This is a genomic window from Pseudomonas sp. Tul2A7, from assembly GCF_054790505.1.
Map to the genome: position 1 here is coordinate 6,373,639 of NZ_CP186499.1, position 23,420 is coordinate 6,397,058.

Annotated in this window: 31 protein-coding genes, 1 tRNA gene and 5 pseudogenes; 17 read left to right on the forward strand and 20 right to left on the reverse strand. The window is 56.0% G+C overall.

Features of this window, described 5'->3' with window-relative positions:
* Positions 1-13: 13 nt before the first annotated feature.
* The 3 genes from ACOYXJ_RS28380 to ACOYXJ_RS28390 form a co-directional block, all read right to left on the reverse strand.
* On the reverse strand, positions 14-970 hold the full coding sequence (locus tag ACOYXJ_RS28380; RefSeq protein WP_016984936.1) for a sugar ABC transporter substrate-binding protein: 957 nt from the start codon (positions 968-970) through the stop codon (positions 14-16).
* Between the two features lie 201 nt (positions 971-1,171).
* Positions 1,172-1,621: a hypothetical protein gene (locus tag ACOYXJ_RS28385; RefSeq protein WP_460372887.1), complete on the reverse strand. Its 450-nt coding sequence runs from the start codon at positions 1,619-1,621 to the stop codon at positions 1,172-1,174.
* A gap of 186 nt (positions 1,622-1,807) precedes the next feature.
* Positions 1,808-1,987 (reverse strand): hypothetical protein, encoded by a 180-nt coding sequence (locus tag ACOYXJ_RS28390; RefSeq protein WP_460372889.1) that lies wholly within the window; start codon positions 1,985-1,987, stop codon positions 1,808-1,810.
* On the opposite strand from ACOYXJ_RS28390, the gene ACOYXJ_RS28395 reads away from it, so the two are divergent.
* From ACOYXJ_RS28395 to ACOYXJ_RS28405, 3 genes are all read left to right on the forward strand, one after another.
* Complete coding sequence (locus tag ACOYXJ_RS28395; RefSeq protein WP_034152752.1) at positions 1,971-3,059, forward strand: asparaginase; 1,089 nt, start codon at positions 1,971-1,973, stop codon at positions 3,057-3,059. The genes ACOYXJ_RS28390 and ACOYXJ_RS28395 overlap by 17 nt on opposite strands.
* 196 nt (positions 3,060-3,255) lie before the next feature.
* Positions 3,256-3,525 (forward strand): DUF1654 domain-containing protein, encoded by a 270-nt coding sequence (locus tag ACOYXJ_RS28400; RefSeq protein WP_166219800.1) that lies wholly within the window; start codon positions 3,256-3,258, stop codon positions 3,523-3,525.
* 4 nt (positions 3,526-3,529) lie between these two features.
* Entirely contained in the window at positions 3,530-4,219 is a 690-nt protein-coding gene (locus ACOYXJ_RS28405; RefSeq protein ID WP_150794274.1) for an endonuclease, read from the forward strand.
* A 52-nt stretch (positions 4,220-4,271) separates the two neighbouring features.
* Here the strand turns inward: ACOYXJ_RS28405 and ACOYXJ_RS28410 are convergent, their stop codons facing one another.
* Both ACOYXJ_RS28410 and ACOYXJ_RS28415 read right to left on the reverse strand, forming a co-directional pair.
* Positions 4,272-5,174: a siderophore-interacting protein gene (locus ACOYXJ_RS28410; protein WP_460372891.1), complete on the reverse strand. Its 903-nt coding sequence runs from the start codon at positions 5,172-5,174 to the stop codon at positions 4,272-4,274.
* A gap of 87 nt (positions 5,175-5,261) precedes the next feature.
* Positions 5,262-5,630, reverse strand: a complete 369-nt coding sequence (locus ACOYXJ_RS28415; protein WP_460372893.1) for an SPOR domain-containing protein — start codon at positions 5,628-5,630, stop codon at positions 5,262-5,264.
* A 250-nt stretch (positions 5,631-5,880) separates the two neighbouring features.
* Between ACOYXJ_RS28415 and csrA the strand changes: the two genes are divergently transcribed.
* On the forward strand, positions 5,881-6,075 hold the full coding sequence (gene csrA / locus ACOYXJ_RS28420) for a carbon storage regulator CsrA (protein WP_003179932.1): 195 nt from the start codon (positions 5,881-5,883) through the stop codon (positions 6,073-6,075).
* A 213-nt stretch (positions 6,076-6,288) separates the two neighbouring features.
* Here csrA and ACOYXJ_RS28425 read toward each other — a convergent pair whose 3' ends face one another.
* The gene (locus tag ACOYXJ_RS28425; RefSeq protein ID WP_460372895.1) at positions 6,289-6,744 is read right to left on the reverse strand and encodes a DUF2214 family protein; all 456 of its coding nucleotides are present in this window, start codon (positions 6,742-6,744) and stop codon (positions 6,289-6,291) included.
* Between the two features lie 702 nt (positions 6,745-7,446).
* Between ACOYXJ_RS28425 and ACOYXJ_RS28430 the strand changes: the two genes are divergently transcribed.
* Genes ACOYXJ_RS28430 through ACOYXJ_RS28440 form a run of 3 tightly spaced genes read left to right on the forward strand, consistent with a single transcriptional unit; the run spans position 7,447 to position 8,760 of the window.
* On the forward strand, positions 7,447-7,944 hold the full coding sequence (locus tag ACOYXJ_RS28430) for a PAAR domain-containing protein (RefSeq protein WP_460372897.1): 498 nt from the start codon (positions 7,447-7,449) through the stop codon (positions 7,942-7,944).
* 46 nt (positions 7,945-7,990) lie between these two features.
* Entirely contained in the window at positions 7,991-8,368 is a 378-nt protein-coding gene (locus tag ACOYXJ_RS28435) for a hypothetical protein (protein WP_224793273.1), read from the forward strand.
* Positions 8,369-8,421: 53 nt separating this feature from the next.
* Positions 8,422-8,760, forward strand: a complete 339-nt coding sequence (locus tag ACOYXJ_RS28440) for a hypothetical protein (protein WP_460372899.1) — start codon at positions 8,422-8,424, stop codon at positions 8,758-8,760.
* Between the two features lie 288 nt (positions 8,761-9,048).
* Here ACOYXJ_RS28440 and ACOYXJ_RS28445 read toward each other — a convergent pair whose 3' ends face one another.
* The 7 genes and pseudogenes from ACOYXJ_RS28445 to ACOYXJ_RS28475 all read right to left on the reverse strand — a co-directional run bounded on the left by ACOYXJ_RS28445 (position 9,049) and on the right by ACOYXJ_RS28475 (position 13,019).
* Positions 9,049-9,405 carry a hypothetical protein gene (locus tag ACOYXJ_RS28445; protein WP_150794278.1) on the reverse strand — a complete coding sequence of 119 codons (357 nt, stop codon included), beginning with the start codon at positions 9,403-9,405 and terminating at the stop codon, positions 9,049-9,051.
* Positions 9,406-9,475: 70 nt separating this feature from the next.
* Positions 9,476-10,465, reverse strand: a pseudogene (gpJ, locus tag ACOYXJ_RS28450) (TipJ family phage tail tip protein); the annotation flags it as partial.
* Positions 10,466-10,668: 203 nt separating this feature from the next.
* Positions 10,669-11,270: pseudogene (locus ACOYXJ_RS28455) on the reverse strand (tail assembly protein).
* Positions 11,271-11,312: 42 nt separating this feature from the next.
* The gene (locus tag ACOYXJ_RS28460; protein WP_460372901.1) at positions 11,313-11,735 is read right to left on the reverse strand and encodes a hypothetical protein; all 423 of its coding nucleotides are present in this window, start codon (positions 11,733-11,735) and stop codon (positions 11,313-11,315) included.
* Positions 11,736-11,768: 33 nt separating this feature from the next.
* Positions 11,769-11,901: pseudogene (locus ACOYXJ_RS28465) on the reverse strand (phage tail protein); the annotation flags it as partial.
* Positions 11,902-11,933: 32 nt separating this feature from the next.
* The gene (locus ACOYXJ_RS28470) at positions 11,934-12,284 is read right to left on the reverse strand and encodes a hypothetical protein (RefSeq protein WP_150794280.1); all 351 of its coding nucleotides are present in this window, start codon (positions 12,282-12,284) and stop codon (positions 11,934-11,936) included.
* Between the two features lie 90 nt (positions 12,285-12,374).
* Positions 12,375-13,019, reverse strand: a complete 645-nt coding sequence (locus ACOYXJ_RS28475; protein WP_460372903.1) for a hypothetical protein — start codon at positions 13,017-13,019, stop codon at positions 12,375-12,377.
* A 252-nt stretch (positions 13,020-13,271) separates the two neighbouring features.
* On the opposite strand from ACOYXJ_RS28475, the gene ACOYXJ_RS28480 reads away from it, so the two are divergent.
* Positions 13,272-13,475: a hypothetical protein gene (locus tag ACOYXJ_RS28480; RefSeq protein ID WP_150794282.1), complete on the forward strand. Its 204-nt coding sequence runs from the start codon at positions 13,272-13,274 to the stop codon at positions 13,473-13,475.
* Here the strand turns inward: ACOYXJ_RS28480 and ACOYXJ_RS28485 are convergent.
* Positions 13,472-13,717: a hypothetical protein gene (locus ACOYXJ_RS28485; protein ID WP_460373059.1), complete on the reverse strand. Its 246-nt coding sequence runs from the start codon at positions 13,715-13,717 to the stop codon at positions 13,472-13,474. The genes ACOYXJ_RS28480 and ACOYXJ_RS28485 overlap by 4 nt on opposite strands.
* A gap of 54 nt (positions 13,718-13,771) precedes the next feature.
* Positions 13,772-14,106 (reverse strand): annotated as a pseudogene (locus tag ACOYXJ_RS28490) (hypothetical protein); the annotation flags it as partial.
* A gap of 489 nt (positions 14,107-14,595) precedes the next feature.
* On the opposite strand from ACOYXJ_RS28490, the gene ACOYXJ_RS28495 reads away from it, so the two are divergent.
* Positions 14,596-14,913 (forward strand): hypothetical protein, encoded by a 318-nt coding sequence (locus tag ACOYXJ_RS28495; RefSeq protein WP_460372905.1) that lies wholly within the window; start codon positions 14,596-14,598, stop codon positions 14,911-14,913.
* A 15-nt stretch (positions 14,914-14,928) separates the two neighbouring features.
* On the opposite strand, the gene ACOYXJ_RS28500 is transcribed toward ACOYXJ_RS28495, so the two are convergent.
* Positions 14,929-15,732, reverse strand: a complete 804-nt coding sequence (locus ACOYXJ_RS28500; protein WP_460372906.1) for a hypothetical protein — start codon at positions 15,730-15,732, stop codon at positions 14,929-14,931.
* A gap of 461 nt (positions 15,733-16,193) precedes the next feature.
* Here ACOYXJ_RS28500 and ACOYXJ_RS28505 point away from each other — a divergent pair.
* From ACOYXJ_RS28505 to ACOYXJ_RS28520, 4 genes and pseudogenes are all read left to right on the forward strand, one after another.
* Positions 16,194-16,487, forward strand: a pseudogene (locus ACOYXJ_RS28505) (DNA cytosine methyltransferase); the annotation flags it as partial.
* A 201-nt stretch (positions 16,488-16,688) separates the two neighbouring features.
* Complete coding sequence (locus ACOYXJ_RS28510) at positions 16,689-17,024, forward strand: hypothetical protein (RefSeq protein WP_460372908.1); 336 nt, start codon at positions 16,689-16,691, stop codon at positions 17,022-17,024.
* On the forward strand, positions 17,021-17,284 hold the full coding sequence (locus tag ACOYXJ_RS28515) for a hypothetical protein (RefSeq protein ID WP_460372910.1): 264 nt from the start codon (positions 17,021-17,023) through the stop codon (positions 17,282-17,284). The genes ACOYXJ_RS28510 and ACOYXJ_RS28515 overlap by 4 nt, the downstream gene beginning before the upstream one ends.
* A complete protein-coding gene (locus tag ACOYXJ_RS28520; protein ID WP_460372912.1) occupies positions 17,281-17,457 on the forward strand; it encodes a DUF4406 domain-containing protein in 177 nt (58 codons plus the stop codon). The genes ACOYXJ_RS28515 and ACOYXJ_RS28520 overlap by 4 nt, the downstream gene beginning before the upstream one ends.
* A 671-nt stretch (positions 17,458-18,128) precedes the next feature.
* On the opposite strand, the gene ACOYXJ_RS28525 is transcribed toward ACOYXJ_RS28520, so the two are convergent.
* Positions 18,129-18,407 (reverse strand): hypothetical protein, encoded by a 279-nt coding sequence (locus ACOYXJ_RS28525; RefSeq protein WP_150794283.1) that lies wholly within the window; start codon positions 18,405-18,407, stop codon positions 18,129-18,131.
* A 105-nt stretch (positions 18,408-18,512) separates the two neighbouring features.
* On the opposite strand from ACOYXJ_RS28525, the gene ACOYXJ_RS28530 reads away from it, so the two are divergent.
* From ACOYXJ_RS28530 to ACOYXJ_RS28540, 3 genes are read left to right on the forward strand one after another with little or no spacing between them, the layout of a single operon-like run.
* Positions 18,513-18,881 carry a hypothetical protein gene (locus ACOYXJ_RS28530; RefSeq protein ID WP_460372914.1) on the forward strand — a complete coding sequence of 123 codons (369 nt, stop codon included), beginning with the start codon at positions 18,513-18,515 and terminating at the stop codon, positions 18,879-18,881.
* Positions 18,854-18,982: a hypothetical protein gene (locus tag ACOYXJ_RS28535; protein ID WP_460372916.1), complete on the forward strand. Its 129-nt coding sequence runs from the start codon at positions 18,854-18,856 to the stop codon at positions 18,980-18,982. The genes ACOYXJ_RS28530 and ACOYXJ_RS28535 overlap by 28 nt, the downstream gene beginning before the upstream one ends.
* 45 nt (positions 18,983-19,027) lie before the next feature.
* Entirely contained in the window at positions 19,028-19,522 is a 495-nt protein-coding gene (locus tag ACOYXJ_RS28540; protein ID WP_460380863.1) for a tyrosine-type recombinase/integrase, read from the forward strand.
* Positions 19,523-19,620: 98 nt separating this feature from the next.
* Here the strand turns inward: ACOYXJ_RS28540 and ACOYXJ_RS28545 are convergent.
* Positions 19,621-19,697 (reverse strand) — tRNA-Val (locus ACOYXJ_RS28545).
* 183 nt (positions 19,698-19,880) lie between these two features.
* Here ACOYXJ_RS28545 and ACOYXJ_RS28550 point away from each other — a divergent pair.
* Positions 19,881-21,164, forward strand: coding sequence for an NAD(P)/FAD-dependent oxidoreductase (locus ACOYXJ_RS28550; RefSeq protein ID WP_134174290.1), 1,284 nt, complete (start codon positions 19,881-19,883; stop codon positions 21,162-21,164).
* A 47-nt stretch (positions 21,165-21,211) separates the two neighbouring features.
* On the opposite strand, the gene ACOYXJ_RS28555 is transcribed toward ACOYXJ_RS28550, so the two are convergent.
* Both ACOYXJ_RS28555 and ACOYXJ_RS28560 read right to left on the reverse strand, forming a co-directional pair.
* Positions 21,212-22,183 carry an XdhC family protein gene (locus tag ACOYXJ_RS28555; RefSeq protein WP_150794285.1) on the reverse strand — a complete coding sequence of 324 codons (972 nt, stop codon included), beginning with the start codon at positions 22,181-22,183 and terminating at the stop codon, positions 21,212-21,214.
* A 1-nt stretch (position 22,184) separates the two neighbouring features.
* Positions 22,185-23,420 carry a c-type cytochrome gene (locus ACOYXJ_RS28560; RefSeq protein ID WP_460372918.1) on the reverse strand — a complete coding sequence of 412 codons (1,236 nt, stop codon included), beginning with the start codon at positions 23,418-23,420 and terminating at the stop codon, positions 22,185-22,187.

Here is a 23,420-nt window from a genome sequence, read left to right on the forward strand (position 1 = left end):
GTCGCCAGAAGACTTACTTGGTGACCAGCTCGACCGGTGTTTCGATCACGCCGTTGGCGCCGCTGTCGACTTTCTCGCCCTTGATGATTTTCAGCGCGGTTTCGATGCCGAACACAGCTTGCTTCGCAGCGAACTGGTCGGCCGTGGCCAACACGCGACCGTCCTTCAACATGGGCTTGATGGCATTGATGTTGTCGTAACCGACGACCTGAACCTGACCGGCCTTGCCAGCGGCACGCACTGCGGAAACCGCACCTACAGCCATGCTGTCGTTGCCGGCCAGCAGCGCTTTGACATCCGGGTACTCGCTGAGGATCGACGCAGCAACCTTGTTGCCCTTGTCGATTTCCCAATCACCGGATTGCAGGGAAACGATCTTGATCTGCGCAGCGTCCATCGCATCCTTGAAGCCAGCGGTGCGCTGCTGGGCATTGGTGGTCGTGGACACGCCTTCAATGATGCCGACTTCGTCACCGGCCTTGAGCTGCTTGGCCAGATATTCACCGACCAGACGCGCACCCTTGCGGTTGTCCGGACCTACGAAGGGCACGCTGATGTTTTTGCTTTTGACGATGGCCGGATCGAGTTGGTTGTCGATGTTGATCACGGTGATGCCGGCATCGACGGCTTTCTTGATCACCGGCACCATGGCCTTGGAATCGGAAGGCGCGATCACCAGCGCATTGACCTTGGCCAGGATCATTTGCTCGACGATGCGGGTCTGGCCGGCCGTATCGGTTTCATCCTTGATGCCGTTGGAGATCAGGTCGAAATCGGCGGAGTGTTCTTTCTGGTAGGCCTTGGCGCCATCTTCCATGGTCAGGAAGAATTCGTTGGCCAGAGACTTCATGACCAGCGCGACTTTAGGTTTTTCGGCGGATTCGGCGAACGCCGAAGAGACAGGTAGTGCGGCGGCTGTGGCAGCCAGCATAGCGACAGCAAGAAGACGTCCAGCGAATGGCAGCTTCATGGGTTCACTCCGATCTTATGATTATTGTGAGCAACGTTTGCGCTGGCGTAAGCTACATCGCTCTCTTCCGGGCCATACAATGCCGGGAGAGTCGCGCAAACGTTTGCGTAGACCGAACTATGCGAATCCCGCCGACATTTGTCAACAATCAGAAATCGTCATTGGTTGTAGGGCGAATCGTCCGACTCGCCCCTTCGCTGCTTATGCCGTGGTGCTGACCAGGTTACCGCTGGTGGAACTCTTCGTCATTTCCTTGACCAGTGCACCGGCCACTTCTGCCATCGCAGCGCTGGTTTGCGCGATTTGCCCCTGAATGGACATCACCGCTTGCGATTTCGCCTCAGGCGTCGGATAGGTTTTCGCTTGGGCGGCCGCCAGTTGTTGTTGCTGTTCCTGAAGTTGCTTCTGCAGTTCCTGCATTCGCTTGAGCAACATCTTGACCGTGACACTCAGGTTGTCGCCGCTTTCAGCCTTGCTGTCTTCTGGCGCGGCAGCACCACCGGTCCTGACCTGATTGTTCGATTCTTTCTCAGTGCCCAGCGCCTCGGTTGAAGCATCCGCTTCCGCCTCGCTCAAGGCATTGATCGTCGCCGCCGTTTTGCCGCCGATGGTGACTGCCCCGGGATTTGAAAAACCAACCGTCAGTGACATGTGAACTCCCTACGTTTTAGTTTCCTTGAACACCCATCGGCCCGCGCGAAGGTTTCTTTAGCACAAAAGCCGAAACCGGCCACTCGAATCACTCGACAAAAGCAGTAGTCCTTTTCGGAGAGCCGAACGCGAAAGCGTCCATTGTTCGGAAACCCGGATAAATGATTCCCGCCGCGATTCGCCAAATCATAAAATCTTGATGTAAATCATCAGGTTAAACATTTCTCTGACGCAAAGTACGGCTGGTACAGATCCTGCTCCCTTCACCGCACCCCGGGCATCCAGATCGACTTGGGGTGCATCTAGATGAACCTGCATCAGCACCGTCTCACTACTAGAGAGAAAAATAATGAAATCTGCTTTCAACACTTTGGTTCCGGGCGCTTTGGCCCTTCTCCTGCTCCTGCCCACCGCCCTTCAGGCGAAAGAAGTCGAAACCCAGACCAAGCTCGCTAACGTCGTGGTACTTGCTACGGGCGGCACCATTGCCGGTGCTGGCGCGAGCGCCGCCAACAGCGCCACCTATCAGGCGGCCAAGGTCGGCGTCGAACAATTGATCGCCGGCATTCCCGAACTGAGCAAACTGGCGAACGTGCGTGGCGAACAAGTCATGCAGATTGCATCGGAAAGCATCACCAACGAAAACCTGCTGCAACTGGGTCGTCGCGTAGCCGAACTGGCCGACAGCAAAGACGTCGACGGCATCGTCATCACCCACGGCACCGACACCCTGGAAGAAACCGCCTACTTCCTCAACCTGGTGGAAAAAACCGACAAGCCAATCATCGTGGTCGGCTCGATGCGTCCGGGCACTGCCATGTCCGCCGATGGCATGCTCAACCTGTACAACGCAGTGGCCGTGGCCAGCAGCAAAGAAGCACACGGCAAAGGCGTACTGGTGACCATGAACGATGAAATCCAGTCCGGTCGCGACGTCAGCAAAATGATCAACATCAAGACCGAAGCGTTCAAAAGTGCCTGGGGCCCACTGGGCATGGTGGTTGAAGGCAAATCCTACTGGTTCCGCTTGCCAGCCAAGCGTCACACCATGGATTCGGAATTCGACATCAAAAATATCAAGAGCCTTCCTGACGTAGAAATCGCTTATTCCTACGGCAACGTCAGCGATACTGCCTACAAGGCTCTCGCCCAATCCGGTGCCAAGGCCATCATCCATGCCGGTACTGGCAACGGCTCGGTATCCTCCCGCGTGGTGCCAGCTCTGCAAGCACTGCGCAAGGATGGCGTGCAAATCATTCGTTCGTCCCACGTCAACGCTGGCGGCTTCGTTCTGCGTAACGCCGAGCAGCCTGACGACAAATACGACTGGGTTGTCGCTCACGACCTGAACCCGCAAAAAGCCCGCATCCTGGCGATGGTCGCACTGACCAAAACCAATGACAGCAAAGAACTGCAACGGATGTTCTGGGAATATTGATTGACCTTCGCCCAATCAATTCTTGATTGGGCACCCTGCGCCATTCGCCTGTCGGGCGGGTGGTGCATCGCTCACAACGCTCTCGCACTTTTCCCACAAAAAATTCGACACGACCTACACCAAAATCGGAAAACCGCTGTCAGAGGATTTTCTTGAATTTTAAGCAGTTGCGAAAATGCTTACAGTTAAATACTGTATGCACGTACAGCTTAATAAGGATAACCTCGTGGCCACCTCCCCTGATGCTCCTGACGCTTACGAACGCATGGGCATGCGCGTTCAGAAAATCATCAATTCCCCCACTGCCCAAAAAGCCAAAGCCGCACTGATCTTCCGTCTGCCGGACGAGCCGATGGACGAATGGGAGCGCCTGCTCGAGGAAATCGACGAGAACGACAACGTTACCCTCGCCTATCGCGACGACGGTGGCGTGCAGATTTTTTGGGTTGTACCGAAGGAAGATTGATTCAATGAGTGTCCGCTGTTTTGCTTTGCTGCTTTTGTTCATCGCCATAGGTGCCCAGGCTGGCGCCCCCCGCACCTTTACCGAAGCCAAGAAGGTCGCCTGGAAGCTTTATGCGCCGCAGTCCACAGAGTTTTATTGCGGGTGCAAATACACCGGCAACAAAGTAGATCTGAAGGCGTGCGGTTACGTACCGCGCAAGAATGCCAAGCGTGCATCACGCATTGAATGGGAACACATCGTGCCGGCCTGGCAGTTCGGCCATCAGCGTCAGTGCTGGCAGGACGGTGGACGCAAGAACTGCACGCGTTACGACCCAAGCTATCAGAAAGCTGAAGCCGATCTGCATAACCTGGTGCCAAGTATTGGCGAGGTCAACGGAGACCGCAGCAACTTCAGCTACGGTTGGCTGCCGGTGCAATCCGGGCAGTACGGTTCGTGCCTGACCCAGGTTGACTTCAAGGCGAAGAAGGTCATGCCTCGCCCGTCGATTCGCGGCATGATCGCCCGGACTTACTTCTACATGAGCAAGCAATACGGCTTGCGCCTGTCGAAGCAGGATCGACAATTGTACGAGGCCTGGGACAAGACTTACCCGGTGCAGGACTGGGAGCGCCAGCGCAATCAGAGCGTGGCGTGCGTGATGGGGCGCGGCAATGAATTTGTCGGCCCGGTGAACATGAAAGCCTGCGGCTGATCAACCATTGGAAAAAAGGCCTCGAACGTCATGTCCGAGGCCTTTTTTGTGGCTAGCTGCCCGCCTTGTTGTAACGCCAATAGCCCATCAGGTTGAGCGACTCCCGTGCGATTCCGCATTCTTTGATCAGGTACCTGCGCAAGCTCATCACTGCGGCGCTTTCTCCAGCGATCCAGCCATAGAAACCTTCACTGGCTGTCTCGGCTATTTCCCAAAGAATCTCTTTATCTATATCGACCTCGGCCAACTCGACAGCCTGGCCGATGGATGAGACATGAAGGGGTGGAACGGCTTTCTGTACCGCCGCCACCATCAACGTACCGGCGCTGGCCTGGTCCCGGATCAGCCACTGCACCGTCAGCCCGGCCCAATCGGGAACTGCCAGCATATCCTCAACACTGTCGACTTCGAAAAACGCCTGCGTCAGGGGTGGCTCGGCCATAGCGGCCAACTCATCGAGAATGCCCATGGCCGCAGGTAACGCCGTGCCGTCGGCGACCAGCAGAAGCTGTTTGAGGGACTGCGGCGGCTTCCATTCGAATCCTCCGGCGTCCTGTGCTGAGAAGCGGCAATCCGGAGCGAGAATCTGCATCGAATCACCGGGCTGCGCCCGAAGCGCCCAACGCGAAGCCGGTCCGGTTTCACCGTGCAGGACGAAATCGATATCCACTTCGCCTTGTTCGGCCCGCAAATGGCGAATGGTGTAAGTGCGCATCGCCGGACGCCGGTCGGCAATCATTGCCTTGAAGCGGGCGTACCAACCCTCGCCCTGAGCAAGCCTGGCAGGCGAACCATCAGCCGCAGGAAAAAACAGTTTCACCCTTTGATCCGGCGCCCAGGTGGCCATTTCTTTAACAGCAGGACTGGCCAGCGTGATCCGCATCATGTGCGGGCTGAGTAAGGTTTTGCGATGCAGGATGACGTCGAACAGCTTGTAAGGATTGGCGGAGGCCATGCGGAGCTCCTTCGGAAAATCGTGACTGACTCGTATAAGACGAGCCACATCCGAGGTCCTTTAGGTTGCTCCGCTGAAACGCAGCGCTTACGGCGTGAGCGGGTGCTCGATCACCACCGATTCAATATTCTGCTTCTTGGCTTTCACCAGAGCAGCATCCACTTGTACTTTTCGGGCTACAGCTTCGGCTTGCGAGTTGAAAGGACCAATCAGAATTCGTGCTTTGCCACTGCTGTCCTTGATCACCGTAGGTACGAAAGCGTGCTCGATCAACCAGCCGCTAAGGTCGCTGACAGCCTGCGGGGTTTCGCCGCGCACTTCGAGATCCCATTGTGGTGCAGCGGCCGCAGCCGGCGCCGTCACTACAGCCGATTGTGGTTTTGCTGGGTCTGCATTCTTGCCTTCACCACACCCAGTCAATACCAGTGCCGCGACCAACCAAACCAATTTGCGCACAACGCTTTCCTCGAAATTCTCAAAGCCGCGATCTTATCATTCATAAATACTTCGCGAGGCCCGCAAAATGGGCACAAAACAACGAGATTGATGGTTGCAGCCTCTGTATAGTTACGCCCTGGGAATTAATGCCGCTTCTGCGCGTCAGAAAGAGGCACCCAAACCGTGAGACTTCGCACTAATCTATACGTACCACCGACCTCTGCACTGTCTGAATCAGGTGCCCTACAAAGCAATCAAGGAGAAGACCATGCTGATACTCACCCGCAAAGTCGGTGAAAGCATAAACATCGGTGATGACATCACTATCACCATTCTGGGCGTAAGCGGCCAACAGGTCCGCATTGGCATCAACGCTCCGAAAAACGTTGCAGTGCACCGTGAAGAGATTTACCAGCGCATTCAGGCTGGCCTGACCGCCCCGGACAAGCCACAAACTCCCTGAGCCAAATCGCAGTCAGTAGCCAGTCCGTTTACCTTGTGGAATGACTGGCTAGAGATTTACGCGCCGTTTTGCTATCCGCTCCCCACTCCGCTGGGCACGGCGCCTGACACACTCCCCCCCCCTTTCACGCATCCCCTCTTGCTGCCGGATACTACCTGCCATCCCCCAGACTGGCTGTCGGACGTTTCCGATAGAGCGCAGAGAATTCGCCCTCTAACTGAATGTCACGCCACGCGCCATGCCCGTGGCCGCCACCATCATCAGTACCAGCAACAACGCCTCGACATGACTGATTCGCGCGTACAGCTTTGCGCGTCCGGTATCGATTGCTGCGCCGCGTGCGGACGCGATCCGCCACTTGATCAACGTGATCATCGGGGCGAGCTCTACAATCAGGATCAGCACAAACAGCGTCATCTTCAGATGAAACAGCGGCTGATGAAGATAATAGTCAGTGCCTTTTTCAAAGCCGCCAAAAGCCCGCATCCCGCCTGTCACCAGCAGAATCAGCGCAGAAATGCCCCATAGGTTATCGGCCAGCAAAACGCGCTTGACCTCACCTGCGCCGACAGCGAGACGACTGAATGCCGTTCCTCGCGTCAGAACCGCCCAAATGCCCAAGGCAAAAGCCAGTAGATGAATAGCTGCTAGAAACCAGTGAACCAGCATCGATACACCCCATCAGAAAGAGTTGAAAATCGGCCAGTCAGTAGTAGTTGAAAAAACAAGGATTTGCCTGCGGGGTGTCGCCAGGCTTTCAGGAGAGAGCGAAAGGAGAGATTTCAGCCAGTTGAGGCAAATCGCAGGCAAAAAAAATCCCAAGCAGCTGATGGAAGCTTGGGATTTAAAAATGCATAAACCGTGGTGGTGAACGCGGGGCGGATCTTACTGAATCATCCTGCACGTAACAACTTATTTTTGATAACCGGTCGGTTAAAAATCGTCGTAAGTCATTAAATATCCACACTATTTCAAAGGACGATGGCGACAAACGGTTACTCATCGGCCGCCACAAAGCATCAGAATTGGCAACAACCGCTTCCGCCCGGCCTGAAGATTCGTGCGCAAATCAGCAACTATCGCAAATCAATCAGAGCGCCTCGAAAACACCATCCAGATTCAGTCAACAAAAAAGATGTAACATTTGTTAACCATGATTCGTAATAGTAGGTCATCTGCGTACGAACTTACATGGACGGTTCAATTTGATGCACTTTAATCCTATGGACAGGTTCCTCTGCCGGCGCCGCCCCACTCCCCGCCGCTTCCTGCACCGCCCAAACATTTCATAAAGACTCCATGGATAGCTCGCATCGTCGATTCAGCGACAGCCTGCCAGCAGCCGCCTGAAACGTTGAAAAGGAATTTCCCATGAGTGGCAAACCCGCAGCTCGCGTAACAGATCCCAACAACTGCCCTATGCCGGGACATGGCACGAATCCGATTGCCAGTGGTTCACCCAATGTAAACTTCGATGGCTTGGCTGCTGCTCGAATGACCGACAAATCAGCGTGCGGCAGCCCCATTACCGGCGGTGTAAGCGCGACGGTGTTCATCAACGGACTGAATGCGGCAACTAAAGACAGCACTGGTGCCCACGGCAATGTGGTGATTGGCGGATCCGGCACAGTGATTATTGGCGACACCGTGGTCAAAGCACCGTTTAGTGGCTTGATGCCAATGCCCGTGCAGTTCAGCGACAAGTTTCAACTGATCGATGAGGACTCTGGCGCCCCCCTGCCTGATCATGTTTACGCCTTCCAGCGCGCCGATGGCAGTATCGAACATGGCGTCAGCGACAAAAATGGCTACACACACGTTGTCAGCTCGCACCTGGCGGAAACCATCACTCTCTTTTTAGAAGACTGAGTCATCGCCGAACCCGCGAATCAACTATTTTTGAGCGAGCATCAACGTGACAGACGTGATCAGTCCCAATGGCAAAAAAATGTCGCCCAGACTCACACATCTGTTCGTATCTTTATTGCTTTGCTTCAGCTGCACCTTTGCCAGCGCAACAGAAATCCCGATAAAAGAAGGCATGCCTTTTTTGTCAGCGAGGAAAGAACTCCTTAAAAAAGGCTGGAAACCAAGTATCTCTAAAGAGATGCAGCCTGTTGGAACGGCTGTAGAACTTAAAAACAGGGGAATCATCGAAATCGAACGATGCACTCAAGGCGTGCAGTATTGCGTGTTCCACTACAAGAAAAACAAGCAATGTCTGGGCGTCACCACAACTGGCGAAGAGGTTGAGGAACTTGTTATTGATGCCTGGGATTTTAAGTGCCAATGACCCTTTCAGATTTTTGATGCGCGCATAAGGCGAACCTTAACGGACTCCGAAAAATGCAACCTTATTCGATCACCTGCGTTCTTCTCGCCTGCATCAGCTTCTTTGCCAGTGCCACTGAGCTCCCCATAACGAAGGGGATGCCATTTCTGGGCGCGCGAAAGGCGTTGATCAAGCAGGGCTGGATTCCGGACCCAACGGATGAAACAGCCCCCGACGGCGCCATGAAAACGCTTAGAAACATAGGCCTTCTTGAAGTAGAGCGATGCACGGAAGGCGTTCAATACTGCGAGTTCAACCATAAGAAAAACGATGCATGCCTGGTCGTCAGCACGATAGGTGGGAAGGTAAAAGACATGAGAGTCGACGCTTGGAATACCTCGCTGCCGAGGTAGGTCCAGTTACCGGCAGCGAAAGTAACCACCACCGCGGGCGCCCCGCTGTCGTAAATAAGTGCGGCGCTTCCATCCCAAAGGCGCATACCGAAATCGGCACCTGTACAGGCCCGCCTTGATCGGGCCTTATGAATACAATCGGTGGGTCCTGACTAGTGACCGCTCTAGCGAAAACGCCTGACGCATTGCTAACCCCGGAATAGGATCCTCTGGTCAAAACGCATAACCGTGGAGCTTCCGCGTCGATCTGAACAAACGAACTGTCATTGATGCTTTGAAATCCGTAGGTCATGTCGAGTACCTGATTGCGTATCCCTTTGCTACACCAGTGGAGCCTATGGTCGTAGCACTCGCGGAAGGATTTTTCTTCAGCACTACCACTTGACCCGACGAGGTTGTAACAAAGGGGTAAGACTTTTGATTTCCATTGCCATCAGCCTCTGACGACTGCACGTCCTGTGCCCTCGTCGGGATGATCATGAAGACGCAGTTCGCTGGATTGAACCCTGGAATATTCAGCGTGTAGCTTGGCACGGTACCGCTAAAATCAATCACGCCCTGCCAGATCACCTGATACGTGAAGCTGTTGGTGTCCATAGCGAGCTGGCCGCTCTCGTTAAAGACACGCAGTCCAAATAGCGCCATTGATTACCCCAGGTAGCAGAGACGAACACGCAGCACGTTGTTAGCGTCGTAGACCGAGACGTTCAGTGAATTGGCCGCCCAGCCCGTTCGGCACCATCTGATCGCAGTATTGCGCGATTCGGTACAGCTCCCACTTGTCCACCATGAAAGGCTTGATTCGCTTACCCAGCCCGAAACGGTCTTCGGTGCACACCCCGTAGGTGATCCACGCAGCGTTGTTCGTCCATGCCGATTTCATCGAGCCGTCCCAAGTCCCGGTATAGGTGCGCAGGATCGGGTCGTAGTTGCTCGGCACCATCCAGCGCCGAGCCTTGCACTTCACTGTGGCGGCCGGGATGTTGGTGAACTGCTCGGCGTCAAATTCGATGTAAAGCAGCGCAGTGTTCGGATAGCGCAGCTTGGCGTCGATTACTTCGGTGTAGCCGGCCACCAGCATGGTGTCGGCGATCTTGTTGATGCTCTGGTTCGGCGTCAGACGACGAACGCGGATCTGCCAGCCAGTGGTTGCATCCGGCAAATCGATGCGGCGCGAGCGCTCGTAGCGGGTCGTCGTCTTGCCGTCGACGGCGTCCACCAGCACCTGCTCGTAGGCGCCGCCGTCAGTGACCACGTCGATCGCATACTCGATGCGGTAGCCGCCGACATTGCCTTCATCGTCCGACCGTTGCAGAGCCGGCCAAGCCAGGCGCATGCGCACCGCCGACAACTGGGTATTGCTGATCTAGCGCACCCACGGCGCATCACTGCGCAGCTCGATGTTCAGCGAGGTATCATTCTCCACGGACGGAATGCCCGGGATGTAGGTCTGATCCACCGAACCTGGGCGTCAGTCCCACTTCACGTTCGGGAAGTTGTAGTTGCCGCTGGCATCGCGGATCGGTGTGTTGTCCAGGTAGATGTCGTAATCGGTCGGGACGCTGTCGAACTCACCCTCGCCCACAGCAATGAGCAGCTTTGCCAGGTTGGTCGAGCGCAGGCTGTCGCTGGCTTCGGTCGGCGACTTCGGCTTGCTGCTGCCGCCCTTCTCGCCGCGGATATCGATCTGTGCTATTGCGCCCATGCTTCCCTCCAGGCATAAAAAAACCGCCTCGAGGGCGGTTTGGTCACAAGCCATGAAGGCTCAGGTAAAGTTTCATCGCACAGATAGCAACGCGGATTAAATTCCAAGTAATTGCGCGAATCAGTGGAAACCATTTTCCCATCAAAAGCCCTCCTCCAACTTGGAGGGCCAATCCCTCCATGTTTAGGTGAGGGGTTTTGCTGTCAGGTCTTATCTTCAGCCAGGATCGAGGCCGAGATGATCATGCCACCCCACGGCGCTCGCCGATGCAGATCGGTACCGGGTTGGCGGTGGTGTTTTTGGCGCTGCCGAAGGCGTAGGACGGGGAGTTCTCGGGGGATGCGCTTTGCTTCAGGCCTGAGGCTTGAGGGCTGAGCATTTGAATGACGCCGCCATCGCCATCGACGCGCCGGCCGCATACAAAAACGGCGATGCGGCTGCAAACGGAGTGAATGACAGTACGTAGCCTGCGGCGATCATCACTGTGCCGATGATGGTCTGCAGCCCGCCGGCGCGCTTGCTCCCAGAAATCACCGGAACAATGCGAATTTCACGCGTACCGCCGAGATCGAATCCGTCCATCCCAACGTTTGCGCGATTCCGGAAGATCGCAAACTTGAGCCCGAGGCGCTCCAGTCGTTTAATTTCTTCCGCGAAACCATCAATGGTCGCATTGAGTGCACGGAACACCTCCACGGCCGATCCCGCCGTCGAGAAGGAATTGCTTGCCTCGAAAGAACTTCTTAGCGAGCGAACCGGACAACATCACTTTGGTCATCGGCGTGTAGGTAATTGCTGAGCACATGCCATTCTCCGGGCAATAAAAAACCGCCCGGAGGCGGTCTGTTCAGAGAGTCGTGGGCAGTATGTCAATCCGCCCATCGCCCCCGGTGAAAACTCGGTATTTCTTGACCGCGCCGTCTTTCACGATCGCTTCCCGCTCCACTCGGGCCGCGCCCATGGAGCAGATGCCAGAGCCGGTGTACGCCGCCCCGACTGAGACCGAATCAGGCGGCAGATGGAACGACGCCTTTTGGCCTGGGTCGAGCTTGGCGGCTTGTTTGCCATCGATAAAAACCGCCATTGAACAAAGGCTTCCAGTCTGCCCAGAGTCGCGGATCACTTGCAGTGTCCCGTATGCCCCTGAGGGCTTGGCCTGGTAGGCCGACAGCTGACTGGCCGGCGGCTGCTTGGCTTCATTGGAAGGCGTTGGCGAAGTCGCACATCCCGCCAACAGCGTTACCGCCAGCGCTCCTGCGATCAATTTCATGCAGGTCACGCCTGTGGAAAATGGCCCACGATATCACTGCGCGTCCTTGTGGCGCAGCACCAACCGTGTGCGGTTGAGCCACGGCCCGCCGAAAACAATGACATCAGGTGCTAGTCCGTACATATGGTGTAAGGAACGGGCAAAAACCGAACGCTGCGGCATGCTCCAAACACAAAAAACCGCCCGAAGTCGGCTTTGTCAAAGACATTTATTCACAACTTCGGCTCGTCGGTTTTTACGCCAATCCATCAGGCCAGACGTGAAATACAATTCAACGCGGCTTCCATTTGGAGAGTTCTTAAAATCCGCAAACTCAATCTGGCCTGCGCTTACGACTGTCTTACCACTATCAGGAAGCGGTTGCACAAAAACGTCGTAATGCGCCCCAGCTATGGACTGATTCTGCCAGCCATAGAGAACACATTCGGCCACAGTAGTAGCATCTTTTTTACTATTAAATGTTTTCCATGGCCCGTCAGCACGACGCTCGCTCATTGAGGCACAACCAGCCAACAGCGCTACCGCCAACGCTCCTACGATCAGTTTCATGCAGGTCACTCCTGTGGGAAAGGTGCACGATATCACTGGCGCAGGCGGAAATGAAAAGCCCGGCGCTGGGCCGGGCTTCGTGCTGCACGCTTAGCCTAGGTACTGAAATACCCATTTCATTCTGCAATGATCCCCGCCAATGCTTTCTTCATCCGGGTCCTTCAATGTGACTTTATTCCAGATAGGGTTACTTTCATCTCCTAACGGCCATGAATGATGGCGAGAGTTGGAACCAATTGCTGGGTTATCCCAATAGACCTTGAACGACATTTTCAGGTTCTGGGGTCCCGCATCCTTATAATCACCACATACTAGATACTCAACCCACCCTTCAGTGCCAGCCGCTACGCCGTTTGACTCTACCCCCCAGACAACGACGTGGCCTGGAGCAATAGACTCTGGCGGCTGCACATCACCCATCCAATTACTATGTTCCTTGCTGTATTTGAATCTTACCAAACTGAATGGACTGTTATTAACTAGCGTTATTTTTACGGCCCTAAAAGCGCTAGATTTGAAATCGACGATGCTCGCGGATTTATCATCAAAACCAACGTTTCCTGAATCGACACTGTTACTAATCGAGTTAAATGACTCCAGCGCTGACGAAGTCAACTCCTCAGATATCAATTCTTCAGGCGCAAACTCTCTACGAGGAATTGTTCCACCGCCAAAAACATTGTTGATCCATACCATTGCACGAGCATAACGCAACTCATCATCTGAACTAGACATAACACTTCCCCTTCCTTAGTGGGCAACTGCCTTGTGGTTAGCAGCAGACAAAGACTAGCAGAGCATTTTTTAGACGCTAACCCAGGGCGTTTTCCTGCTAAGGCATCCAGCATGGATGGAAAGCCAGTAACGCCCCACCGACCTCCGATAGTAGCCTCCTGCCCACGTGCAACGGATTCCCCAGTCCTTTGCCTGCAAGCCCAAGGACTGGGATTGCGCCAATCTCGGCGCGGATAACGCAAGGAAAGTGAAATGAGCAAAGAGCTGCCAAAAGATCCGGAAAATGAAGGCTGGGTACTCGGCTGGGGTGTTGTCCGCAATGCGCCTTGGAGCTTCATTGGCATTTATCAAAGCGAAGACGAGGCAAAATCCGCAGCGAATAATGCTGGAGAGGGCTACTTGGTACATCACGGATCGCACAAGCCAGGAACAGATGATTTCGTCTGGACTTCCTAAGCCAGATTCGTGAGCGTAACGGTCCCGGGGCCGGAGGTGATTTCGGCTCTTAGCCCAGGCTTTCCAATGTAGCCGCGACTATGGCCATCACCGCCGGGGCCGACTGTGCCCTTGAAGTTCAAACGGTCGATTTCAATATTGTCATCGAGGACAGAGATCACAACTTCTGCACCCCGCAGCGCCCCGCAGGACGCAGTAAATAAATCTCGAATATTCAATACGTAGTTCTGAGTGACTTCCATTTCCTGCTCCCGCGGACGTGCCGCATCAGGTGGTTGGTTGTGCATCTTTATGCCGGAGTTGCGCAGCTCCAGGTAGGGATGCTCGATGGCATCGGTCAGGTGATCGACCTTGTAGATGCCCTCGGGCGATATCTCGACCGACTTGATGTACTCGGCGCCGCGCTCGTCTCGACACTGGCACCGATGTAGATCGTCCAGCGGTAGGAGAAATCGAAGATCGCGTTGACGATCGCCAGACTGCGGATCTGCTTACAGCTCTTCCAGTTCGCCATGATCTGGCTGCCGCTGGGGTCGATGTTCACGACCGCAACGTGGTTGGTGCGCAGCAGCGCCCGGCAACTGCGTTCAGCCCGGGCGAAGCCGTTGTTGGGTTTGCGCTTCAACTTCATAGCGAGTCCGCCATTTTGCGCAGAGCCCTGCGGTCTGCTGCCGATATCGGCTTCGGGCGCCGCTTGAGGACCGTTTCCCGGGTTGATCTCTGAAGAGACTGGCCGACGGCTACTGGCTTGGCTCAACTCGGGCGTAAGTCCTGAGGAGCGCGCCAAGGAGCTACTGGTGGACGCGCTGGCCGATATCGCTTCAGCCAAGGACATGGCCTCACTTCAATCGGCTTTCAACGCGGCCAAGGCGATTGCCGTCGGCTTCGACGACCTTGTGCAGTGGGTCGTGACAGCGCGAACCCGACCCATATGGTGGCGTCAGGCTGGATCGCCATTCCAGACGAGATCTCGATGGAAGAAGCCCAAGCCGCGAAGTTGTTCTACGCCGCCGGCGCCTGGCATCAGGTGAAGGTAGCTGCGTGAGACGCTCCAGACCCCAAAAACGCAAACGACAGACCTGCCTGGACTTGCCGGCCAGCGGAATTGAAGAGGTAGGCCATGGCCAAGAGCAATGCAGAATTGCAGAAGGACAAGCGAGCCAAGGAGAAGGCACTGCTCGAACGGATCGGCGCCGAGAAGCGATCGTTGATTGTTTCGAAAGCGCTCGATGATGCGCTTCAGGTTCTCGGCGAGCGCTACGGCTTTGAGGAATGGCAGGAGACGGTGTCGACGCTCATCCTGAATCTGGCTGCAGCGCCGGCTGAGGAATCCGCACGTTTCGCCAACATGTCGCGACCTGAAATAGTCTTAAAGGCTAAGTGGTTGCGACAAATTGAAAAAGCCACTAAACAAGAACACAATATTTTTATCAAGTAGAAGCAGACTATAAAACTAATAATTTCGATAGGGAATCGCAGATTTTACCACCTTAATATCGAAAGCTTTCTTATGCTTTTTTGATATTGCTTGAAGCATCATTTCTACTGAAATTAACGATGACTCCTGATGCTGCATTGGCCCTATATGAATCGCAGCAATACATTCTAAAGGTACATACCGCTCACAATACGGAACCAAGATTCCGGCCCTTACTCGATATTCTATATTTTCAGAGTTAGACGGGTGAGCGACCATGCACCTCACCTCACGCTCCTCAAAAAAGCTTTGATGCTTGAAAAATGCACAGCTTATATCCACATTCTTCTGAGAGCTTATAAAATCAATGCCATAATTTTCATCCATCCTCTCATAAATCTCCAACATTTCAGAAAACCACCTCCGGACCGCGGTCATTGCTTTTCCATGTTTTTGACCGATATCGTAAACACAATCTGTCAGCTCGAGATGCTCACTAAGCTTTTGTTCATCGAATTCTATCGCATACAGCCCATATGAACGCCATTGACTTAATAAATCTCCAGCCCGACTAAAAGAGCAAACAAACTTAGGGAAGCCATCAGATTGCTTACCTATAGCATAAGTCATCGCGGTTTCCATTTTATGGAAAAGATCCTCGTGTTTGGGGTGACCTCTATATGCCTGCATTACCCCCCATGCAAACTTTAAATATTCAAGCCCATCAGCATACTCGGCTGCATCATTTAAGAAACGCATATCGGTCAACCAAAGTTTCTCGCCGATTAAAATAGACTTCAATGCGTGCGCATCGGTGTAATGAAAAAGACCAGTTGCCATGTCCACGCCTCTATTAGAGAAAAACGGAAACAGAAACCATTATTACGCGGCTGTCTGGTGCTTGACCACTAGAGCCCACTTCTACTAATCACACCAGCCGGCGAGGATCCCCTATGTCCGCACAATAGAAGAAACACCCCTTCGATTTCAAAACTCAATACGGACTCGGCTTCAGCACTCAGGACGATGAGATCGTTGTCGACTTCTTCTGCGGTGGCGGTGGCGGTGGTGGCGGTGGTGGCGGTGGCGGTGGCGGCGGTGCCGGTACCGGGCTGGAGATGGGGCTGGGCCGTGCTGTGAACGTAGCCAAGAACCACAGCCCGCAAGCGATCAGCATGCACACCATGAATCACCCGGGCGCCGTGCACTACACCACCGACGTGTTCGACGGTGACCCCGACACCGAATGCGGCGGCAAGGCAGTTGGCTGGTTCCACATGTCGCCCGGCGCCGTAGACGCGCCAGCGCCAACCATCACCACCAAAGATCGGCTGGGCCTGGTCACCGTGACCATCAAGGACACGCCGTACGTAATCGTCGACATCTGCCTGCAGATGCTGCAACCGGCCGAGCCGTACAAGGCTCAGGGCTTCCCGGCCGACTACATCATCAGTCACGGCGCCGACGGCAAGCCATTCACCAAGACCCAGCAGGTTCACATGTGCGGCAATAGCGTCAGCCCGCCGCCGATGGCAGCACTGGCACGAGCGAACGACCCTTGGCGCGTAGTCGAGCAGCAGGCAGCCGCGGCGTAGTCACAGCCACGGCAAAGCCGACAGCCAATCGGCCAGACGCATCAGTACCTGGCTGAGCAGTTCGACAAGTACTTGGTACATCACTTCGGTGATCATTTTTTTCATGTTACGGGCTCCTATAAATGGTTTTGTATCTATAGGTGCCCAATTGATTTATCCCCCCCTTCCACCGCCCGGGCATCCCCCGGCATAGGACGCCCCATGCCCACAGAAAACAAAAAGGCCGAGCCGCTACCAACATTGGCGACAGGCGCCGCGCTTGATACTTCAACCTGGACCGACTTCGTCCAGCGCCTGCGTTATGACTGCAAAGGTGAGCGGGTCAACGACCACTGCACCTGCGCAGCGATCTTCATTGTTGAAGCCCGACAGATCGTTTGTGGATTGGACATGGATTACACCGAACGGCGCCTGGTGTATTGGGTCGGCGGCGAGTCGGTGGCGTATTCGGCCAAGGAGTACTGGGACGGCCTGTCCATCTACCAGAAGCGCGAGCTCAATAAAAAACGCAGGATTGGTCTGAATGTCAGTTCATGAAGGCCGACGAGCCCGATCAGTGGCACGTGCTGGGCGAGCTTCCAGAACACACCGTCACAGGCTGGGACGAGCGATGGGAATACATCAGCGCCCACTTCACCCAAGCTGCCGCCGAAGCCTTCATCAAGCGCAAGAAGCACGACTACCGCGACGGGATGCGCGTCTACGTCGAATCGCAGTACTACGCCTGGGAATTCGAAGCAGTCAAGAAAGCGATCCTCGACGGCACGCTGACTTACACGCCGAAGGAGGAAGCATGAAGCGCATCTACCTCAGAGGCCCCATGACCAACATGCTGGACCTGAACTTCCCGCTGTTCCATTCCACGGCAGCCACCCTGCGCGCCGCCGGACACAGCGTCATCAGCCCCGCCGAGCTCAACCCAGACCCAGGCACCTGGACGAATGCATGCGCCGCGACATCGCGGCCCTGATGGAATGCGACACCGTGTCCACCCTGCCCGGCTGGTAGGATTCCCGCGGCGCCAGCCTTGAGGTTCATATCAGCAAGGAGTTCGGCATGAAGGTTGTGAATACCCATGATCTGGTATCGATGGAGATTGCAGGATGAGCTAGACAGTCGTGTTTTCTGTTGAGAGCCAGCCATCACTCTGCAGAACGCCGCATCTCCTCCCGAGTAGGCATGGTCCAATCCGAGGGACGCCTTTCATAAATCGAGTCGGGCTTATGGCCTTCGTAGCCAAACATCAATAAGTAAAATCCCAGCGCCACTGCGGCCAATAGTGCCCTGCCGAAAGGATTCGCATCCTTCGATAAACCACCGGGCCCGATAGCTACCCAGCCCCCCCTAAGGTAAGCAAAGACGGCTTGTGTAAACCATGCTTGCGCGCCTACAGACATCCAAAACTGACTCCACTCGCCTGCAAAGCGCCAAAAAGCGCTTATTAGTGATGCGATGACCATGAGGCCCAAGATCAAGTAACGATAACGTTTGAGAACACTCAGAGCGCGGTTTTCCTGTTCCATATTTGCCCTGTCATCCCTTCAAGAAAAACAATCTGATTGCACTGTTGAGACTTCAAGTATCGGCCGATGTGCGCCCGACACAAATCCAAGCATCTCGTATTCCCGTCCCCCTTCAAAGTCAGATGAAGACCGAGAGGAATTTAACATTGAAGAAAACGATGATCAGCGCGGTCAACAAGCCAGGTGAGCGCATTACACCAAAAAAGATGTAGAGAAATGGACTTACCAGGCCGATCAGGAAAGGTATCCAGGCGGGCATTCTTAAGGGAACAGGGTCAAACAGCGCCCAAGTTGTGAGCCCTAGCCAAATTGCCCAAAAGACATACATCGTTACGCCGTCGACCCGGCGAAACGCCCGCTTGAACGTCTGCCCGACCGTATCCGTTTCATTGAGCATCTGAGCCACCGCTATAACCGATTCATATCGATAGTAGCCGTAGCACCAAAAACCTCTACTCCCTCCCCCTTCAAAGTCAGCCGCTATAGCGGCAAGGACGAAGTCATGCCTGAAGAAAAAGTTGTGATGTACGAATCCCCGGACGCCGCCAGCATTCAGACCCTAACTGGCTGGGTCGCCGCTGATGGCCGCTTCTGGGGCAACGATGAGCACATGGCCCGCTGGTGCGGCGCCACCCACCGTCGCTGCGAGAAAAATCCAGAACATCCAATCCACGAGATCCGGAGCTACTGCCGCCAGTGCTACGAGGAAAGTCGGCTGGCGAAGTTTGCAGCGATGCCGATCAAGGACTGGGCCGGTGAGCCGTTGGTTATCTTCGATGGCGACCAGTATTTCTTCGACGAAGACAGCCTGCGTGATTATTCGCCTTCGCCGTGGCCAAGGGATTGGCCGAGCGCAACTGCGCCGAGCTGACGCTGGTCAAGAAGGAAGCCGAGAATAAGCGCCAGAGGCATACGCTGGAAGGACTGAAGACGATCATCGATGCGGTGACCACACCGCCCTGGCTCAAGTGAGCAATCCGCCTGGCACTGGCCTGCCTTCAGCGCCGCGAGGATATCGTGACCTGGCTGAAGTCGGCGGTCGACATGGACAAGAACACGCTGACCGTGTCGCCGGGCAAGACTCAGGGCTACGACAATCCGGTTCACCTGAAGATCACCATGGGGGCCGCGCTGCGTGAAGTCGTCGGTGAATGCCTGCGGTCGCCGCTGGTGTCGCCCTACCTGATCCACTACAAACCGAAGGCGCGGCGCCGGGAACAGATCGACGCGAAGGATCACTGGACGTCGGTGACGCCGGACTATCTGACCAAGGAGTTCAGTAAGGCCCGCGACGCCGCGCACGCGTACGACAATGTGTTGGCCGGTGAGCGCCCCACTTTTCACGAGATCCGCGCTTTAGGTGCATGGCTGTACGAGCAGCAGAACTTCCCGCAGGAATACATCCAGGCACTGCTGGGCCACGCGGACGAGAAGATGACGAAGCACTATCAGGAGGGACACGGCGATAAGACAATAGACTATGTTGAGGTGAGCGCCGGACTGGCGTTCTGAGGTGGGGGTTTTGCAAAAGTTTTGCAAATCGCAGACAACAAAAAAGGGCCCACCTTTCGGTGAGCCCTTCTAGACCGCCCAGCAGAGCGGATTTTGTTTGGTAGGCGCGATTGGACTCGAACCAACGACCCCCACCATGTCAAGGTGGTGCTCTAACCAACTGAGCTACGTGCCTGCTGTGAGGCGGCATTCTACGGAATTCCGGAGGGGTGTCAACACCTTTTTTTCACCTAACCCTATGAATATGCAAAATATTTAATTTCGGCTCGCCGACGAAGATTTTCCGGTGGCTGGCGGAGGTTTTTCAACTCGGGTAGGATCGACGCACTCGTAAAATATATTAAACAGAGGCTGCAGGATGGCGAACACCCTTTACCCAGAGTCTTATTACGCCGCGTCGGCCAATGCCGTACCGCCGCGCCCTGCCTTGCAGGATGATGTGGAGACGGACGTCTGTGTGATCGGCGCCGGGTATACCGGATTGTCCTCTGCCCTGTTTTTGCTGGAAAACGGTTTTCGCGTCACCGTATTGGAAGCGGCCAAGGTCGGTTTCGGCGCTTCGGGGCGCAATGGCGGGCAGATCGTCAACAGTTATAGCCGAGACATCGACGTGATCGAGCGCAGCGTTGGGCCGAAGCAGGCGCAACTGCTCGGGCAGATGGCGTTCGAGGGCGGTCGGATCATTCGCGAGCGGGTGGCCAAGTACAACATCCAGTGCGACCTGAAGGACGGCGGCGTGTTCGCCGCGCTGACGGCCAAGCAGATGGGCCATCTGGAATCGCAGAAGCGCCTCTGGGAGCGCTTTGGCCATACGCAACTCGAACTGCTCGATCAACGCCGTATCCGCGAAGTGGTTGCCTGCGATCAGTACGTCGGCGGCATGCTCGACATGAGCGGCGGGCACATTCATCCGCTGAACCTCGCGCTCGGCGAAGCAGCAGCGGTCGAGTCCCTCGGCGGCACTATCTATGAACAATCACCCGCCGTACGTATCGAGCGCGGCGCCAGCCCGGTGGTGCATACTCCGCAAGGCAAGGTCAGGGCCAAGTTCATCATCGTCGCGGGCAATGCCTACCTCGGCAACCTGGTGCCGGAGCTGGCGGCGAAATCGATGCCTTGCGGCACCCAGGTGATCACCACCGAGCCACTGGGGGATGAGTTGGCGAAAGCGCTGCTGCCGCAGGACTACTGTGTTGAAGACTGTAACTACCTGCTCGACTACTACCGCCTGACAGGCGACAAGCGTCTGATTTTCGGCGGTGGCGTGGTGTATGGCGCGCGCGATCCGGCAAACATTGAGGCGATCATCCGTCCGAAAATGCTCAAGGCGTTTCCGCAGCTCAAAGATGTGAAGATTGATTACGCCTGGACCGGAAATTTCCTGCTGACCTTGTCGCGCTTGCCACAGGTTGGGCGCCTGGGCGACAACATCTATTACTCGCAGGGTTGCAGCGGCCATGGCGTGACCTACACCCACCTGGCCGGCAAGGTGTTGGCCGAAGCGTTGCGCGGGCAGGCCGAGCGTTTTGATGCGTTTGCCGATTTGCCGCACTACCCGTTCCCCGGCGGGCAGTTGCTGCGCACGCCATTTGCTGCGTTAGGCGCCTGGTATTACGGCTTGCGCGACAAATTCGGGATGTAAAAAAGGGCCGCTGAACAGCGGCCCTTTTTATTCAACACTGAACGGTTTCAGAGTTGGTTTCGGGCAATCCCGCTACGGATCCGCAGGATATCAGCCAGCACCGCCAAGGCAATTTCCGCTGGCGTCTTGCTGCCGAGGTTAAGCCCGATCGGCGCATGAATCCGCGCCAACTCGTTCTCCCCCAGCCCGCCAATCCGACGTAACCGCTCAAAGCGCTTCTGCGACGTCTGCTGCGACCCCATCACGCCAATGTAGAACGCCTCAGTGCGCACCGCTTCCATCATCGCCAGGTCGTCGATGCGCGGATCGTGAGTGAGCGCTACGACCGCCGTATCACGATGACAGCCACCGTCAGCAATAAACACCGACGGCAATTGCCGGCGAATCTCCACACCATCCAGCACCACGCCTTCAAGCACCTCATCGCGCGGATCACAGAGAATCACCTCAAACCCGAGGCCGACAGCAAACTCGGCACACGCCTGCGCCACACTGGAATACCCAGCGAGCAATAAACGCTGCGCCGCACCAACGCGAATCCGCACCCGATCAATCTCGCGCTCGATCCGCGCACCCTGCTCGCGATCAGCGAACAGACTGCGCGCACCGCTAGCCAGATCGACCTCGCGAATCAAGCGGCGCTGACCGAGCAGCGCCGACTCCAATTCACGCAGATGCGCCTGCATCTCGCAGTCAGCGTCAAATTTCTCTACCAGCACATCGAGAATGCCGCCACAAGGCAGGCTGACCCGCGAGCGCGGATCGTCGCCTTCGCCGTAACGCACGACATTGACCGCATCGAGAAACGCACCTTCGGCGACGCGCTCTAGGAAATCTTCCTCGACGCAACCGCCGGACAGCGAGCCGATCCACTGTCCGCCGTCATTCACCGCCAGCAGCGAACCCGGCGCACGCGGTGCCGAACCGTAGGTGGTCAGCACGGTGCAAAGCCAGATGCGCTGCCCCGCCACCGACCACTCCAGCGCGCGGCGCAGCACTTGTAGATCGAGATGCTGCATGTCAGTGCGCCTTGTGCTCGATGGACGGTGCGTCGTCTTTCAGCTTTTGCACTTCGCTCACTGCCAGCTCGGCGGATTGACCACCCCAACCTTGACGCAGGTAGTTGAGCAGATCGGTCAGCTGTTCAGGACTGAGCTTGTCGGCGAAATCCGGCATCGGTTGCATGTGCTCGAAGCCGGAGAACTTCTGCTCACCGATACCGTCCTCAATCACCCGCAAAAGATTGCGCGGATCTTCCAGGCGCAGCGTGGTGTTGCCGCGCATGGCCACCGCGATGTGCGGTTTGCCTTCGCCACCGACCGCATGGCAACCGGCGCAGACGTTCAGATATTCCTGACGGCCGCGCTGGGCACTGGCGCTGAGCTGTTCTACCGGCACTTCAACAAGTGCTTTGGCAGCCGGCGGTTTGTCGCCGAGCAGGAACGTTGCCATCGCCGCCAGATCCGTATCGCTCAGGCCTTGCGTGCTGTTGTGGAACACCGGGAACATCTCGTTGAACATCGTCCCCTGCGCACTCATGCCGTGCTTGAGGAACGTGCTCAGGTCCTGCTCGTTCCAGCCGCGAGCGGCCAGATCGGTGGCCAGCAGGCTCGGCGCCAGATAACCATTGAGGATGCCGCCGGTGAGGCGTTTATCCAACTGCATCGCGCCCGGCAGGCCGCGTGGCGTGTGGCATTCGCCGCAGTGACCGAGCACCTCGACCATGTACTGGCCGCGCTTCCAGGCTTCACTTTTGCCTTCGGCCGACTCCAGCTTCAGCGCTTTGCCATACATCATGTTCCAGCCAATCAGGCCCGGACGTACGTTGAACGGAAAGCTCAGGCTGGTGACCGGAGCTGCGCGCTCGATCGGCTCGATGGTTTTCAGGTACGCATGAATCGCATCCGAATCTTCACGCGGCATCAAGTGATACGAGGTGTACGGCATCGCCGGATACAGGTTCGCGCCATCGCGACGCTTGCCTTCGGTCAGCGCAGCAAAGAACTCGTCATCGTTGTACAAACCGATGCCGTGATCCTTGCTCGGGGTGATGTTGGTGCCATAGATCGTGCCGAATGGCGAGACGATCGGCAGACCGCCGGCAAACGGCGCGCCGCCCGCTGCGGTGTGGCAAGCCATGCAGTCGGCGGCGCGGGCGAGGTATTCGCCGCGCTTGACCTGATCATCGGCGTGGGCAAACAACACCGGCGCAGCGAGGCCGACCGCCAGGGTCAGGCGGGTCAGAAAAAGCTTCAT

What these genes read in the sequence shown, in the direction of transcription:
- ACOYXJ_RS28380 (WP_016984936.1), bottom strand. Translation starts at nt 970, where the DNA reads ATGAAGCTGCCATTCGCTGGACGTCTTCTTGCTGTCGCTATGCTGGCT.
- ACOYXJ_RS28385 (WP_460372887.1), bottom strand. Translation starts at nt 1,621, where the DNA reads ATGTCACTGACGGTTGGTTTTTCAAATCCCGGGGCAGTCACCATCGGC.
- ACOYXJ_RS28395 (WP_034152752.1), top strand. Translation starts at nt 1,971, where the DNA reads ATGAAATCTGCTTTCAACACTTTGGTTCCGGGCGCTTTGGCCCTTCTC.
- ACOYXJ_RS28400 (WP_166219800.1), top strand. Translation starts at nt 3,256, where the DNA reads ATGCACGTACAGCTTAATAAGGATAACCTCGTGGCCACCTCCCCTGAT.
- ACOYXJ_RS28405 (WP_150794274.1), top strand. Translation starts at nt 3,530, where the DNA reads ATGAGTGTCCGCTGTTTTGCTTTGCTGCTTTTGTTCATCGCCATAGGT.
- ACOYXJ_RS28410 (WP_460372891.1), bottom strand. Translation starts at nt 5,174, where the DNA reads ATGGCCTCCGCCAATCCTTACAAGCTGTTCGACGTCATCCTGCATCGC.
- csrA (WP_003179932.1), top strand. Translation starts at nt 5,881, where the DNA reads ATGCTGATACTCACCCGCAAAGTCGGTGAAAGCATAAACATCGGTGAT.
- ACOYXJ_RS28425 (WP_460372895.1), bottom strand. Translation starts at nt 6,744, where the DNA reads ATGCTGGTTCACTGGTTTCTAGCAGCTATTCATCTACTGGCTTTTGCC.
- ACOYXJ_RS28430 (WP_460372897.1), top strand. Translation starts at nt 7,447, where the DNA reads ATGAGTGGCAAACCCGCAGCTCGCGTAACAGATCCCAACAACTGCCCT.
- ACOYXJ_RS28440 (WP_460372899.1), top strand. Translation starts at nt 8,422, where the DNA reads ATGCAACCTTATTCGATCACCTGCGTTCTTCTCGCCTGCATCAGCTTC.
- ACOYXJ_RS28445 (WP_150794278.1), bottom strand. Translation starts at nt 9,405, where the DNA reads ATGGCGCTATTTGGACTGCGTGTCTTTAACGAGAGCGGCCAGCTCGCT.
- ACOYXJ_RS28460 (WP_460372901.1), bottom strand. Translation starts at nt 11,735, where the DNA reads ATGAAATTGATCGCAGGAGCGCTGGCGGTAACGCTGTTGGCGGGATGT.
- ACOYXJ_RS28470 (WP_150794280.1), bottom strand. Translation starts at nt 12,284, where the DNA reads ATGAAACTGATCGTAGGAGCGTTGGCGGTAGCGCTGTTGGCTGGTTGT.
- ACOYXJ_RS28475 (WP_460372903.1), bottom strand. Translation starts at nt 13,019, where the DNA reads ATGTCTAGTTCAGATGATGAGTTGCGTTATGCTCGTGCAATGGTATGG.
- ACOYXJ_RS28480 (WP_150794282.1), top strand. Translation starts at nt 13,272, where the DNA reads ATGAGCAAAGAGCTGCCAAAAGATCCGGAAAATGAAGGCTGGGTACTC.
- ACOYXJ_RS28485 (WP_460373059.1), bottom strand. Translation starts at nt 13,717, where the DNA reads ATGGAAGTCACTCAGAACTACGTATTGAATATTCGAGATTTATTTACT.
- ACOYXJ_RS28495 (WP_460372905.1), top strand. Translation starts at nt 14,596, where the DNA reads ATGGCCAAGAGCAATGCAGAATTGCAGAAGGACAAGCGAGCCAAGGAG.
- ACOYXJ_RS28500 (WP_460372906.1), bottom strand. Translation starts at nt 15,732, where the DNA reads ATGGCAACTGGTCTTTTTCATTACACCGATGCGCACGCATTGAAGTCT.
- ACOYXJ_RS28510 (WP_460372908.1), top strand. Translation starts at nt 16,689, where the DNA reads ATGCCCACAGAAAACAAAAAGGCCGAGCCGCTACCAACATTGGCGACA.
- ACOYXJ_RS28515 (WP_460372910.1), top strand. Translation starts at nt 17,021, where the DNA reads ATGAAGGCCGACGAGCCCGATCAGTGGCACGTGCTGGGCGAGCTTCCA.
- ACOYXJ_RS28520 (WP_460372912.1), top strand. Translation starts at nt 17,281, where the DNA reads ATGAAGCGCATCTACCTCAGAGGCCCCATGACCAACATGCTGGACCTG.
- ACOYXJ_RS28525 (WP_150794283.1), bottom strand. Translation starts at nt 18,407, where the DNA reads ATGCTCAATGAAACGGATACGGTCGGGCAGACGTTCAAGCGGGCGTTT.
- ACOYXJ_RS28530 (WP_460372914.1), top strand. Translation starts at nt 18,513, where the DNA reads ATGCCTGAAGAAAAAGTTGTGATGTACGAATCCCCGGACGCCGCCAGC.
- ACOYXJ_RS28550 (WP_134174290.1), top strand. Translation starts at nt 19,881, where the DNA reads ATGGCGAACACCCTTTACCCAGAGTCTTATTACGCCGCGTCGGCCAAT.
- ACOYXJ_RS28555 (WP_150794285.1), bottom strand. Translation starts at nt 22,183, where the DNA reads ATGCAGCATCTCGATCTACAAGTGCTGCGCCGCGCGCTGGAGTGGTCG.
- ACOYXJ_RS28560 (WP_460372918.1), bottom strand. Translation starts at nt 23,420, where the DNA reads ATGAAGCTTTTTCTGACCCGCCTGACCCTGGCGGTCGGCCTCGCTGCG.